This window comes from Pseudomonas oryzihabitans, from assembly GCF_007665395.1.
GTDB classification, from domain to species: Bacteria; Pseudomonadota; Gammaproteobacteria; order Pseudomonadales; family Pseudomonadaceae; genus Chryseomonas; species Chryseomonas psychrotolerans_C.
Map to the genome: position 1 here is coordinate 676,318 of NZ_VDND01000001.1, position 12,790 is coordinate 689,107.

Sequence of the window (12,790 nt, forward strand, 5' to 3'; positions counted from 1 at the left end):
GTTCAGTCGGTGATCGTCAGGTGGTGCTCGCCGAGCAGGCGCTTGAGGTCGCGGGGGGCCGGGCCGGATGCGCGCTGCTGCACGGCGGTGTCGGTCAGCCATTCGCGCTGCAGGTCGGCAGCGAGCTGGCGGGCACTGTCGGCCGCCAGGCGCGCCTGGATCTGCCGCACCGGTCCGTCATCGCCAGCACTGGCACGTTGCAGGGCGCGCGCCGCGGCCAGGCGTACCTGCAGGTCGCCGACCGCGGCGATCACCAGGGGGTCGCGCGCGCGCGCTGCCACGGGCAGCGTCTGGCGCAGTTGCTGGAAAACCTGCTCGGCGAAGGTCAATTCTTCTTGGGTGGCAAAGGCGAGATCGGTCATGGCGTCAGTTCCAGGCGTGACGGTTCGGCTCGACGCCGTTCAGCACGTAGTTGCCGATGAGGTGGTATTTCCAGCGCACCGGGTCGTGCAGGGTGTGGGTGCGGGCATTGCGCCAGTGACGGTCATGGCCGAAGCGCTGGGACACGCTGCGCGTCCCGCCCAGCTCGCACAGGCGATTGGCCGCCGCCAGGGCGATCTCGGTCGAGGCCACCTTGGCCTGCCCTACCACCACCGAGGCCTCGGCGACGCTGTCCGCCGATGGCGCCGCCAGGGCCCGGTCCACCGCGAGGCCCGCTTCTTCCAGCAGCGCCTCGGCCGCGGCCAGGCGCCAGCTGAGGTCGCCGATCAGGGCCTGGCTCAGGGGATCCTGCCAGCCATGCTCGAGGCCGCTGTCGGTCCAGGGTCGGGCCAGCCGGGCGGCGGCCAGGGTCGCGGCGAAGGCGCCGCGCGCGATGCCCACGTCCACCGCGGCCTGGATGATCTGGGACACCGGACCATCCGCCGTGGGGCGTTCGAAGGCTTTCCAGGCAGGCAGCACGGCGCTGCGTGGCACGCTCACGCCCTTGAGCAGCACCCGGCCACTCGCCGTGGTGCGCTGGCCGAAGCCGTCCCAATCGTCAATCACCGTCAGGCCGCCCGCCTCGCGGGGCACCAGTGCCAGGTGCGCCAGGCCGGCCTCGTCGAGGGCGACCGTCGGCACCACGTGGGCGAACAATGCGCCGGTGCAATAGGCCTTCTCGCCATCGATCCAGGCCGTGTCCCCGGTGAAGCGGATCCGTGTCTCGAACTGGGTGACGGTCTTGCTGCGCGCCTCGGAAAAGGCATTGCCGAAGCGGTAACCCTTGAGCACCAGGCCCAGGTAGTGGCGTTGCTGTTCGGGGCTGCCGGTCAGCAACAGGTTGTTCACCACGCCCAGGTGGTTCTGCGGCAGTTGCCCGAGGGACGGATCGGCGGCGGAGATACGGGCGATGACTTCCGCGACCGTTCCGAACCCCACGCCGGCGCCGCCGAAGGCTCGTGGGACGGTGATGGCCCAGAGGCCACTGGCGGAAAAGCGGTCGAGCTCGGCCCAGGGCAGCCGCCGCTCCTGATCACGACTACGCGCCTCCTGGGCGAAATCCTCCGCCAGGGCGGCGGCGGCATCGAGCGCCTCTGCGGCGTCGCGCAAGACGGTGGCGGGACGCGCGGGGGCAGCGCGGGGAACGGCGGTGAGCGAGGGGGCAACGGCCATGCAAGGACTCCCATGAGGAAACCCTTGAGCCAGAGCACGGCGCGTGCCATCCCGCCAAGCCCAGCCAAATCAGGCACTTGGAAGCCTTCCGCGAGATCGCAGAGTTCCTGGCGCAACACCTTGTCCCATTGCTGTTGCGCCACGGACAGCAGCGCCCGAGGCACCGCGAGCCAGCCAGCGGCCCTGCGGCCCTTGGCGCGGATCATGACCCACCAGTGCTTAGCCAGCCGCTTACCGCGCTGCCGAGCGCCGAGCGCCGAGGTGGGAACAGCGTCAGCACCCAGGGAATCAGCTGGGCCGGACGTCTCGACACCTGACTCTTCGGCAGTCCGCTGCGCCCAAACCAGGTCGACCGACGCCTCCGATCGAGGATACGGAGATCGCCGGTGGGTGAGCCCAGCCGTCAAGGCATCGGCTTTCCGTCGAGGCGATCACTTCAAATTCAGCAGGGAAGGAAGATTCATCCCGCGATACAACGCGGCCGGCACTGTTTCAGTTTTAGTTGAAAGAGCAAAACAAGTGGAATAGGGCTGTCTGACAGCGCGCAATAAAACCTGAACTTGAACGCCAGCCTAAATAACACTTGCGGCATGCCGCTTATTGAATCTAAATAAAAATTCCTATCATCCCATTCATGGCAATAGCATGACGCTTTGCTATTTTTTATAGAAACTTTACGCCCGGCGCAGGCGCCAAACGCTAGCATGGAGCGCCCATCAGCCCAGCAATCGCCGGCATTTTAATAATATAGTAATACTTAATTATAAGGCGATTTCAGCACTCAATATTAACTGACCGCTCAAGGCTGTTTTATTACCGCCCGGCACTCTACAGGCGCTATTTATAAGAGCGACTCGAAAGATATCGCAATCCCCGATGTCGTAGCACTTCGCCACACATCAGCTGCCATTCCATGCGACTTCTTTCGTATTGAGACCCTGCAATGAACCTTCTCACACCCGCCGTTCGCGTGCTCAATCGTCTCAGGTTTTCCGCCAAGTTCGCCTGCCTGGCCATCATCGTGCTGGTGCCCTTGCTCACCCTCAGTGGCTACCTGTACCAGGATATCCAGGAGCAGCGCACCGGCCTGGTGCTGGAGGTCAAGGGTCAGGACTTCATGACGGCGCTGGTCCCCGTCCTGCGCCTGAGCATGCAGCAGCGCGCCCTGGGCAAGCGACTGGCGGAAGGCGACGCCTCAGCGCGAGCCGATTGGCAAACCAGCAAGGATGGCCTGGCGGCGGCCTATGATGAGCTCGCCCGGTTGCAGGGCTCCCAGGGCGATGCCCTGGAAACGCGTGATCATCTGACGCAACTGCGCGCGGCCTCCGACCGGCTCGCCACGGCGGTGGCGGGAACGCCCACCGAGGTCTTCGAGGCGTGGAGCGAGCAGATCCTCGACGTCCTGAATCTCTTCTACTATGTCTCGGCCACCTCGGGACTCATCCTCGACACGGACTACAACAGCTTCTTCCTCGTCGACTTCACCTCGCTGCGCCTGCCGCGGGAAATCAACCTGCTCGGCCAGTTGCGCAGCGCCACGTCCAGCCTGGCCGCCACCGGCACCTTCGACAGCGCGACCCTGAGCCTCGTGCGCAGCGTGTCACGCCAGGAACGCCAGAGCGCTGATGAACTCGGGCAGAGCCTCACCCTCCTCGCCCGGCAGGGCCCTGAGCTTACCCAACAGCTGAAATCGGCCCTGGGCCAGGTGGAGGGTGACTACGCCAAGTTCCGGCAAGGCCTGATGGCGGCCGCAGGCGGCATGAGCGCCGACCAAGGACGGGCGCTGGTTGCCCAGGGGAACGCCGTCGTGGCGCGCTACTTCGAGGTACAGGAGCAGGCGCAACGGCTGCTCACCCAGCTGCTGGAAACCCGCCTGGCCCAACAGACCTGGCTACGCGACTTCGTGGTAGCGAGCATCCTCGGCGTGCTGCTGCTGTTGAGCTACACCCTCATCAGCATCTACGTCGCCTTGCGCCAGGGCATCACCGCGTTGGTGACGGTGACGGCTACCGCCGCCGAGGGCGACCTCAGCGGTCGCGTGACGCTGCGTGGCCGGGATGAGGTCGCCGACATCGGTCGTAGCCTGAATGCGATGCTGGACGCCTTCGGGCATTCGCTCCGCGAAGTGAACCAGGCCTCCGACGCCGTGGCGAATGCCTCCGGGGCACTGGCGACGTCCATCGGCACGGCCAGGCGGACGTTGCAGTCGCAGCAGGCCGAGACCGACCAGGTGGCGACCGCCATCACCGAGATGACCGCCAGCGTGGCCGAGGTAGCCCGCAACACCGAAGGCGCGGTCGCCGCCGCCCAGCAGGCCGACCAGGCAACTCGCGAGGGCTCCCTGGTGATGCAGAAGACCCAGACCACCATCGACGTCCTCGCCGCCGAAGTCGACCTCACGGCGGCCAGGGTCGCGGACCTGGCCACCCACAGCCAGGCCATCGGCGGGGTCATCGCGGTGATCCGGCAAATCGCCGAACAGACCAACCTGCTGGCGCTCAACGCCGCCATCGAGGCGGCCCGGGCCGGTGAGCAGGGTAGGGGATTCGCCGTGGTCGCCGACGAGGTCAGGACCCTCGCCTCCCGGACGCAGACCTCCACCGAAGAGATCCGCGGGATCATCGAACAGTTGCAGGACGCCACCGGCGCCGCCGTCGCCCAGATGCAGGCCAGTCGAACCCACGCCCTGGGTGGGGTGGCAGCCGCCACCCAGGCGAGCGCCAGTCTGGCGAGCATCGGTCTGGCCGTGGGCCGCATCGTCGACATCAACGTCCAGATCGCCAGTGCCACGGAGCAACAGGCGGCGGTGTCCGAGGACATCAACCGCAACACCACCGAGATCCGCACCAGCACCCTCCAGGTGCTGGGCGGCATAGAGTCCGATACCGGCACCGCGGATCGATTGGCCGCGCTCTCCCAGGAAATGCGCGGCGTGGTCGCGCGTTTTCGGCTCGGCGCCTGATGTCGCACGGCACCCGCCAGGCGACGACGGCCCAGCCGGGAGCGTGCAAGTCGGCAGGCCCGCGCCCGGCCACTTCGCGGACAGCCGCCCCTTACGGCCAGGTCTCCGTGGAGGCGTTAGCCACGGCGATGAACCGTAAAGGACTTAAAGCCGGGTAGCCCGAGGCCGATACCCGGAGCAGGAGCGTTGAATGCCAGTCATCTCTCATCGGGCGGAAAGGGTGCGAACCGATAGCCGCCTGGCAGCCCCGCACCTGCGGATGGCCGACGCCGGTTCAGCCTGCGCCCGGATACCGCCCCATTCCCATGCATCGATCCCCTCCCGGACCGACCTTCAACTTCACAGCCTTCCGGAGGCCCTTGCATGCCCTGCCTGAAACTCTTCACCAACGAGGAGGCACGACTACGAGCGCTCGCCGAATATGACCTGGCGAATGGCAATTTCGGCCAGTCCCTCGATCACCTCGTCGAGATCACGTCCCGGCTGTTCGACGTCCCCATGGCGTTCATTTCCATCGTCGAGAAGGAGCGCCAGGTCTTCCAGGCCAGGGTTGGCATCGTGGCCTGCGAAACGGATCGCGGCATCGCCTTCTGCTCGCACACCATCGAGCAGGAAGAGGCCCTGGTCATCCTGGATGCCCATCTCGATCCGCGCTTCTGCAACAACCCCCTGAGCCGCGGCGAACCCCATATTCGCTTCTATGCGGGTGTCCCCCTGCGGACGCCGAGCGGGCAGGCCCTGGGCACTCTCTGTGTGGCGGATAGCTGGCCGAGGAATCAATTCAGCGCCGCCGACCTGCAAACCCTCAAGGACCTGGCGCGCCTGGTGATGGACGCCTTCGAAGCGCGGCGCCTCGAGGTGGCCGGCAAGATCGGGCAGACCCGCTTCGAACAGATCGCCAATACCTCGCCCGATGGCATCGTCTGCGCGGATGCCGAGGGCCGGATCACCTTCTGGAACAAGGCCGCCGAGACGCTGTTCGGCTACAGCCCCGCGCAAGCCCTGGGGCAGGACATCGAATTGATCATTCCCCCGGCCATGCGCAACCAGCATGGCAGCGGACTGAAGAAGGTCGCCCGCGGGCGAGAACCGCGGCTGATAGGCAAGACCATCGAACTACCCGCCCTGCACCAGGACGGCACGGAGATTTTCGTCGAGCTGTCGCTCTCCACCTGGTTCGAGCAGGACGAGGCGGCCTTCGGCGCCATCTTCCGGGACGTCCGGGAACGCCGCCGGAACGAAGAAAAGCTCTTCAAGCTGGCTTATCTGGATCCTTTGACCCAGCTGCCGAATCGCAGCGTGCTCAAGCAGCGCATCGCCGAGCTGTCGGCCGCCGGGCGGCCATTTTCGGTGATGATGCTGGACCTGGACGAATTCAAGCAGGTGAACGACTCCTTCGGCCATCCAGCCGGGGACGATATCCTGCGGACCGCCGCGAAACGCGTCCTGGAGTGCGTGCGCCCGGCGGATACCGTGTGCCGCATGGGCGGTGACGAATTCGCCATCATCCTCACCGACGTCCGCTCCATCGACGATGCAACGGCCAAGGCCGACAAGATCATCGCCTTGATGACCGAGCCCTTCAATCACGAAGAGCAGCTGCTCTATCTCGGTGCCAGCATCGGCATCACCCTGTGCCCCGAAGACAGCCAGGAGCCGGACGAGCTCATCTCCAATGCCGATATGGCGCTCTATGAAGCCAAGATCGCCGGGCGCAACCGATTCGAACGCTACGCCGCCACCTTGCGACTGCACGCCTCGACGGCCCGCACCCTGAGACAGCAACTTCGCCTCGCCGTCCAACGTGAGGAATTCGAGCTCCACTATCAACCCCAGGTGAGCCTGACGACCGGACAGCTGATCGGGGCCGAGGCGCTGCTCCGGTGGAACCACCCCACGCGGGGCCTCGTCTATCCCGGGGACTTCATCGGCGATCTGGAAAGGATGCCGGATGCCGTCGGCGTCGGCTGGTGGATCCTCAATCGAGCCTTGCAGGACGCCAGCCGCTGGCGCGGGCTGGCGTCCCCGTCCTTTCGCATGGCCGTCAACCTGTTCGGTGCGCAGCTGAACGCCAAGGACCTGGAAAAGGAAGTCAACAGCGCGCTGGCGCGGGCGAACCTGCCCGCCAGCGCGCTGGAACTGGAGATCACCGAGAACATCAGCCTGCCCTCGGATTCCGACGCCATACCCCGGCTCCAACGCCTCAAGGCCCTGGGCGTCAGCATCGCCTTCGATGACTACGGCACCGGCTACGCGTCCCTGAGCCTGCTGAAGCAGTTTCCCATCACCAAGTTGAAGATCGATCGCAGCTTCATCATGAACATGGTGTCGTCGCTGGACGATGCGACCATCATCAAGGCCATCCTGGCGATGGGCAAGGGCCTGGGCATGAGTGTCCTGGCGGAGGGTATCGAAACCTCGGCGGAGCTCTTCCAGCTGCAGCGCAACGGCTGCCAGGAGGGACAGGGCTATTTCTTCGGCAAACCCATCCCCGCGATCGACTTCGAACGGGAATGCCTCGGCAAGGATTTTTTCAGCAACCTCAAGCGGATCTACTGCTGAACGGCGCGTGCGATCGTCAACCGCGAGCATCAGTTACTCCGCCTGGGGAACGCCGCCCCTGATGGCGAGCCAGGCGCCCTGAAGTCCTGTCGCCGCAGGTGCCAAGCCTGGTCAGCGCTCTCCCCGCGCCCGGCCGTGGGACCCTTCCCAGTAGCAGCCCCCTATCAGGCGATTTGGGCAGGCTGCTATCCGCCAAAGGCCCGTCAGTCCTTCGCTGCGAGCATTTCGCTGATCTTGTTGGCCAGTGCATCGATGGCGAAGGGCTTGGTGATGATCTCCATGTTGGCTGCCAGATAGCCACTGACGTGGGAGCCTTCCGCGTAGCCCGTGGCCAGCAACACCTTGAGACCCGGACGCTGGGCCTGGGCCAGGTCGGCCAGCTGTCGACCATTCATGCCGGGCAGGCCCACATCGGAGATCATCAGGTCGAGCCGCGGGCAATTTTCCAGCAGGGGAATGGCTTCCTGGGCATTGGCGGCCTCGAACGTCTGATAGCCGAGTTCACCCAGCACCTCCACGATCAGGGAGCGAACCACGCCTTCGTCTTCCACCACCAACACGACCTCACCGCCTCCCAGGGGTGCGGCCTTCGGCTCTTCGACCACCAGGATGCCCTGGTCGCCACCATAACAGGGCATGTACAGCTGCACCCTGGTACCCCTGCCCGGCTGGGACAGGATGCGGACCGCGCCACTGGCCTGGCGCATGTAGCCGTACACCATGGATAGCCCCAGCCCGGTACCCTGGCCGATGGGTTTGGTGGTGTAGAAGGGTTCGAAGACCTTGGCCAGGACGTCGGCGGTCATGCCGACGCCGGTATCGGCGACGGTCAGCGTCACGTAGTCGCCTTCCGCCAGGTCCAGCGCCGCGCCCTGCTCCGCCGTCAGGTGCTCGGCGGCCGTGGTGATGGTGATGGTACCGCCGTCCGGCATGGCATCGCGGGCGTTGATGGCCAGGTTGATCACTGCGCTTTCCAGCTGGTTGGCATCCATGCGCACCAGCGACAGGCCCGCCGCGAGTTCCGTGCAGATCGTGATGTTTTCCCGGGTGGTGCGGTGCAGCAGATCCTCCAGCGAAGCCACCAGGGGATTGACCTCGAGCGGCTTCAGGTCGAGGGTCTGGCGCCGGGAGAAGGCCAGCAGGCGCTGGGTCAGCGCCGCGGCGCGCTGGGCCGAGGTGACCGCGGCCGTGATGTAGCGCTCGTCATCCAGCGCCTCGCCATGGCGACGCCGCCGCTGCATCAGCTCCAGGCTGCCGATGACACCGGTAAGCAGGTTGTTGAAGTCGTGCGCGATCCCGCCCGTGAGCTGACCGACCGCTTCCATCTTCTGCGCCTGGTGCAGGGTATCTTCGACCCGGGAGCGCTCCGCCACCTCTGCGAGCACCCGGGCTTCGAGGGTCTCGTTGAGTTCGGACAGTGCCCGCTCCGCCTCTTTGCGCGCGGTGATATCCGCACAGGTCCCGGTGACATAGGAGGGTCTGCCCGCCGCATCCCGGAACACCTTGCCCTTGCTCAGCAGCCACTGGGCCTACGCGCCTCGGCGAAGCCTGAACTCCACCGCGAAGTCCTGGCCCTTTGCGCACGCGGCCAGGGCAGTCCGCACCCGCCCCTGGTCAGAGTGATGGACATGCTCGAGGAAGCCCGGGATGGGGTCGTCGGTCAGGACGTTCGGTAGGCCGAACAGCTGTTGCAGCACGCTATCGCAATAGAATTGCCGCTCATCGAGGTACCAGTCGAAGATTCCCGCCTCGGAGGCCAGCAGCGCGGAGCGAAAGCGTTCGTCGGTCGACTGCAGGGTGGAGCTGGAGCGCTGCTGCGCCAGCACCTGTTCGGTGACGTCTTCGGTCTGATGGATGATGTAGCTGAGCTCGCCCCGGTCATTCAGGACCGGGACGTTCAAGGGACTCCAGTAGCGCACCTCGAAGCCACCCCCGGCGCTGGCGGGCCGCGGAATGTCATACTTGGTGATCGCCATGCGATCCGGTTCGTGGGTCTGCATGACGCGTTCGAGCGATGCCCTCAGGACCCCTGCACCGAACTCCGCCTGCTCCTCCGGATTGCGGCCGAACACCTCGAACACCGAGCGCCCGATGCAGTCCTCGCGCCGGGTATTGGTTCCGCGTAGTCGCCCCTCGTTCGCCGCTAGCATGATGAAATCGGGGCCGGGAGACAGCACCAGAACCAGATGGGGAAGGGATTCGAACAACAGCTGGAAATCTGGATCCTGACTCATGATCACCTGCAGGGATGGCGTCAGCGCCGGGCGAGCAGCGAGCGGATCGCTGCCAGGCGAAGCGTCCAACGTGTCGCTTGCTCTTGTCTTGCTGTGAGGACAGGCGTCGGGCTCAGTTCAACCCAGGAGACGAGTCGCCCGGGCAGCCTCCACCCGTCCGAGAGCCGCCGCGCCACCCCGCCGAGCTCCAGCGTCCGCCGGTATCCACGCGAAACCAGGCTGATGGCGGGGGGCTGCTCCTGCCGGGCGATCCGCCGGCCACGGGGCCCTGCCGGCCTCTTGGCCGCGTCAGGGGAAGGTAGCCGTGCCTGGGCGCTGCCTTCAGCCTAGCGACGCCGCGCTGAAACGGCGGCGATAGTCGCCCGGACTCAAGCCGACGATGCGGGTGAACACCTTGCGGAAGGCACTCGGGTCGCTGTAGCCGACCTCCCAGGCGACCCGCTCGAGGGGCAGCCGACTCGCCTGCAGCAACTCGCGCGCCCGGCCGACGCGAACCTGCTGGCAGTAGGCGGTGGTGGTCATCCCGGTGGCCTTGCGAAAGCGCCGGAGGAAGGTTCGTTCCTCGAGCCCGGCCCGGCGCACCAGCGACTCCAGCGCGCTGTCCTGGGCGCCGGTCTCCTGCAGCCACTGCTGGACGCCGAGCACCGCACTGTCGCCATGGTTCAGGCGGGGCACGAAGGCGCTGTAGAAGCGCTGCTGCCGTCCCGGCGGATCAACGACCAGCACCCGTGCGGTGTCGAGCATCCGCGCGGCGCCCAGGTAGTGATCCACCAGCCGCAGCCCCAGGTCGGTCCAGGCCATGAGGCCCCCCGCGGTGATGAGATCGTCACCCTCGACGATGAGCTGGTCCGTGTCCAGGCGCACCTCGGGAAACCGCGCGCCAAAGCGTTCGGCATGCCGCCAATGGGTGGTGGCGGTACGGCCGGCGAGCAAGCCGGTTTCGCCCAGCAGGAAGGCCCCGGCGCAGATGGAGGCCAGGCGCACGCCGGCGCGGTGCTGTTGCCGGAGCCAGTCGCGATAGACCGCCGCGGCCGCGGTGGAGATCGGCTCCCCCAGGCTGGGCGGCAGGATCAGGACACTCGGCGTGACACCGGCGTCCGGAAGGGAGTCATAGACGCGCCGGGGGGTCTCCTCGCCGTCCTCCAGCCGCCAGTGGCTGATGCGCAAGCGCGGGCCCTCGGCGTCCCTGTCCGTTTCACCGCGGCTCGCGATCTCGAACAGATCGGTGAGGCCATGGACCGCCGCCAGCTGCACGCCGGGATAGAGCAGCAGACCCAGTTCGACCGCCGTTTGACGCTGCATGTGTCGATAGCACCCCTGAAATTGTCGGCCCCGCCTCTGAGCGAGCGGTCGCGGATGGCCAATCATAGGCCTTCCTACCGCTGAAGCCGCTTCCCAGGAGCTGAACATGAGCAAGCACGCCGTCCTCGTCATCGATCTGCAGAACGAATACCTCGCCACCGGCAACTTGCCGCTGAGCGGCATCGACAGCGCCGTCGCCAATGCCGCCCGGGTGATCGCCGCTGCGCGCCGCCAAGGCCTGCTGGTGGTCCATGTGCAGCACCTGTCGCGCAGCGCCGAGGCGTCGATCTTTGTCCAGGGCAGCACGGGCGTCGAGATCCAGGACGCCGTGGCGCCCCAGCCGGGTGAGCCGGTGGTGATCAAGCACTACCCGAATGCCTTTCGCGACACCCCGCTCAAGGCCTTGCTGGACGAACAGGGGATAACGGCGCTGGTGGTCGTGGGCGCCATGAGTCACCTGTGCGTGGACGCCGGCGTCAGGGCCGCCGCGGACCTCGGCTACGCGGTGACGGTGATCCACGATGCCTGCGCGACGCTGGACCTCGAATTCGCCGGCGTCCGGGTACCGGCGGCGCAGGTGCACGCCACCCAGATGGCGGCCCTGGCGTTCGCCTATGCCACCCTCGAATCGACCGCCGGCTATCTCGCGGGCTGAACGCGCCCTGCCCGTTCAGCCGCCGGCCGGTACGCCCTGGTCGACCAGCCCCAGGCGGGCGACCCGGGTACCGGCGGGCAGCAGCGCTCCGGGCGCGATGACCGCATTGGCACCGAGGCGACAACCATCGCCGATCAGGCCGCCGAACTTGGTTACCCCGGTGTCGATCACCCGCTCGCCATGACGGATGCGGATGGGCGCGCCATCCCATTCGTTACGTTAGTTGGCGACGATGGCTCCCGCTTCCAGATTCACCCCGCTGCCGATCAGCGAATCGCCGACGAAGTTGAAGTGGGCGAGCTTGCTGCCGTCCAGCAACAGGCTGCTCTTGAGCTCGCACGCCGGCCCCACCACGCAGTGGGCGCCGAGATGGACGCCGCCGCGCAGATAAGCGCCGGCGGCCACCAGGCTGCCGGGGCCAACGATCACCGGTCCCTTGAGTACGGCGCCCGCCTCCACCACCGCGGAGTCATGGATGGCGCTGTCGCCCTGGCGGCGGTAGCCAGGGCCGAGGCGTTCCAGCAGTGTCCTGACCTGAGCCTCGCACTCGCGGGTGATCGTCCAGGGCGGGGCGCGCTCCAGGCCCAGCACGGACCAGGCGGCGATGAAGGTAGCGATATCCACGACGGGCATGACAGACCTCGGCAAGGGCGGAAGCGGCGCTGTAGATTCTGCCCCAGGCCGCGGCCGGAGGCTGCTCCGCCGGGCGGACCGATCAGCCGTCGCGCAGGCGCCCCAGATACCCAGTCAGCATGGCCGCCACCGTGCGGCAGGTGTCCTCGGCCGCCAGGGGTTCATCGAACAGCAGCTCCACGGTGGAATGGAAGAACTCGACCACGATACGGGCGACCTGGGCGACCTCCGCGGGCGGCACGTCAGGTAGCAGCGCGCCCAGCAACTCGGCCTGCTGCGCGGCCACGCGGCGGTGCGAGTCGAGTCGCACGTGCTCCAGCGAGGGTACCGCGCGCAGCGCCTTGAGGATCCACATGCCCCCCGCGGTTTCCGCCGTGACCCCGTAGGTATCCAGCAGCAGGCCGGTCAAGGCGTCTTCCACCCTCTCCAAAGGACCGGCCAGCAGTTCCGCATTGATCCTTATCGCGATCTGCGCATTCTGCTTTTCCAGCAGACGCCGCCCCAGTTCCTCCAGCAGCGCGTACTTGTTGGGGAAGTAGCGATACAGGGCCGGCGGCGTCAGCCCCGCGCATTCACACACCAGATTGGTCGACAGGCGTTCGATGCCGACTTGGCAAAGCACCTCCGCCGCGGCCGCCAGGATACGTTCGTAGGTTTCCGTCGCACGCTGCTGGCTAGGGCGGGCCTTGGGTGTGGCGCGGGAGGGAGAGACAGGTTCTTTGGCGACCATGAAAAGCTCTCTGGCAGGACGAAAAAACACCTTGATAGGCGGCAGAATGATAGTTATAACTATCGTGTAGCGATAACTATCATAACAGCATCACCCATGCTTTCTCTGCCTCCAGCCAC

9 protein-coding genes and 2 pseudogenes are annotated in these 12,790 nt (G+C 66.4%); 4 read left to right on the forward strand and 7 right to left on the reverse strand.

The features are described from left to right. Positions 1-2: 2 nt before the first annotated feature. Positions 3-362, reverse strand: coding sequence for a hypothetical protein (locus FSV73_RS03105; RefSeq protein WP_145003665.1), 360 nt, complete (start codon positions 360-362; stop codon positions 3-5). A 4-nt stretch (positions 363-366) separates the two neighbouring features. Further along, the gene (locus FSV73_RS03110; protein ID WP_145003668.1) at positions 367-1,593 is read right to left on the reverse strand and encodes an SfnB family sulfur acquisition oxidoreductase; all 1,227 of its coding nucleotides are present in this window, start codon (positions 1,591-1,593) and stop codon (positions 367-369) included. Positions 1,594-3,352: 1,759 nt separating this feature from the next. Here FSV73_RS03110 and FSV73_RS26025 point away from each other — a divergent pair. The 3 genes and pseudogenes from FSV73_RS26025 to FSV73_RS03120 form a co-directional block, all read left to right on the forward strand. Next, a pseudogene (locus tag FSV73_RS26025) lies at positions 3,353-3,685 on the forward strand (HAMP domain-containing protein); the annotation flags it as partial. A gap of 159 nt (positions 3,686-3,844) precedes the next feature. Beyond that, entirely contained in the window at positions 3,845-4,555 is a 711-nt protein-coding gene (locus FSV73_RS26030) for a methyl-accepting chemotaxis protein (RefSeq protein ID WP_437179259.1), read from the forward strand. 363 nt (positions 4,556-4,918) lie between these two features. Then, the gene (locus FSV73_RS03120) at positions 4,919-7,117 is read left to right on the forward strand and encodes a putative bifunctional diguanylate cyclase/phosphodiesterase (protein ID WP_145003673.1); all 2,199 of its coding nucleotides are present in this window, start codon (positions 4,919-4,921) and stop codon (positions 7,115-7,117) included. 203 nt (positions 7,118-7,320) lie between these two features. Here the strand turns inward: FSV73_RS03120 and FSV73_RS03125 are convergent. Together FSV73_RS03125 and FSV73_RS03130 are read right to left on the reverse strand one after the other, a co-directional pair. Further along, positions 7,321-9,351 (reverse strand): annotated as a pseudogene (locus FSV73_RS03125) (ATP-binding protein). Positions 9,352-9,672: 321 nt separating this feature from the next. After that, positions 9,673-10,653: a GlxA family transcriptional regulator gene (locus tag FSV73_RS03130; protein ID WP_145003676.1), complete on the reverse strand. Its 981-nt coding sequence runs from the start codon at positions 10,651-10,653 to the stop codon at positions 9,673-9,675. Between the two features lie 106 nt (positions 10,654-10,759). Between FSV73_RS03130 and FSV73_RS03135 the strand changes: the two genes are divergently transcribed. Then, positions 10,760-11,308 carry a cysteine hydrolase family protein gene (locus FSV73_RS03135; protein WP_145003679.1) on the forward strand — a complete coding sequence of 183 codons (549 nt, stop codon included), beginning with the start codon at positions 10,760-10,762 and terminating at the stop codon, positions 11,306-11,308. A gap of 15 nt (positions 11,309-11,323) precedes the next feature. Here FSV73_RS03135 and FSV73_RS25915 read toward each other — a convergent pair whose 3' ends face one another. From FSV73_RS25915 to FSV73_RS03145, 3 genes are all read right to left on the reverse strand, one after another. After that, positions 11,324-11,479 carry a hypothetical protein gene (locus FSV73_RS25915; RefSeq protein ID WP_313955119.1) on the reverse strand — a complete coding sequence of 52 codons (156 nt, stop codon included), beginning with the start codon at positions 11,477-11,479 and terminating at the stop codon, positions 11,324-11,326. A gap of 48 nt (positions 11,480-11,527) precedes the next feature. Further along, the gene (locus tag FSV73_RS03140; protein ID WP_313955120.1) at positions 11,528-11,941 is read right to left on the reverse strand and encodes a hypothetical protein; all 414 of its coding nucleotides are present in this window, start codon (positions 11,939-11,941) and stop codon (positions 11,528-11,530) included. 82 nt (positions 11,942-12,023) lie between these two features. After that, positions 12,024-12,671, reverse strand: a complete 648-nt coding sequence (locus FSV73_RS03145) for a TetR/AcrR family transcriptional regulator (RefSeq protein WP_145003682.1) — start codon at positions 12,669-12,671, stop codon at positions 12,024-12,026. Between the last annotated feature and the right edge of the window lie 119 nt (positions 12,672-12,790).

What these genes read in the sequence shown, in the direction of transcription:
- FSV73_RS03135 (WP_145003679.1), top strand. Translation starts at nt 10,760, where the DNA reads ATGAGCAAGCACGCCGTCCTCGTCATCGATCTGCAGAACGAATACCTC.
- FSV73_RS03140 (WP_313955120.1), bottom strand. Translation starts at nt 11,941, where the DNA reads ATGCCCGTCGTGGATATCGCTACCTTCATCGCCGCCTGGTCCGTGCTG.
- FSV73_RS03110 (WP_145003668.1), bottom strand. Translation starts at nt 1,593, where the DNA reads ATGGCCGTTGCCCCCTCGCTCACCGCCGTTCCCCGCGCTGCCCCCGCG.
- FSV73_RS03105 (WP_145003665.1), bottom strand. Translation starts at nt 362, where the DNA reads ATGACCGATCTCGCCTTTGCCACCCAAGAAGAATTGACCTTCGCCGAG.
- FSV73_RS03120 (WP_145003673.1), top strand. Translation starts at nt 4,919, where the DNA reads ATGCCCTGCCTGAAACTCTTCACCAACGAGGAGGCACGACTACGAGCG.
- FSV73_RS26030 (WP_437179259.1), top strand. Translation starts at nt 3,845, where the DNA reads ATGACCGCCAGCGTGGCCGAGGTAGCCCGCAACACCGAAGGCGCGGTC.
- FSV73_RS03130 (WP_145003676.1), bottom strand. Translation starts at nt 10,653, where the DNA reads ATGCAGCGTCAAACGGCGGTCGAACTGGGTCTGCTGCTCTATCCCGGC.
- FSV73_RS03145 (WP_145003682.1), bottom strand. Translation starts at nt 12,671, where the DNA reads ATGGTCGCCAAAGAACCTGTCTCTCCCTCCCGCGCCACACCCAAGGCC.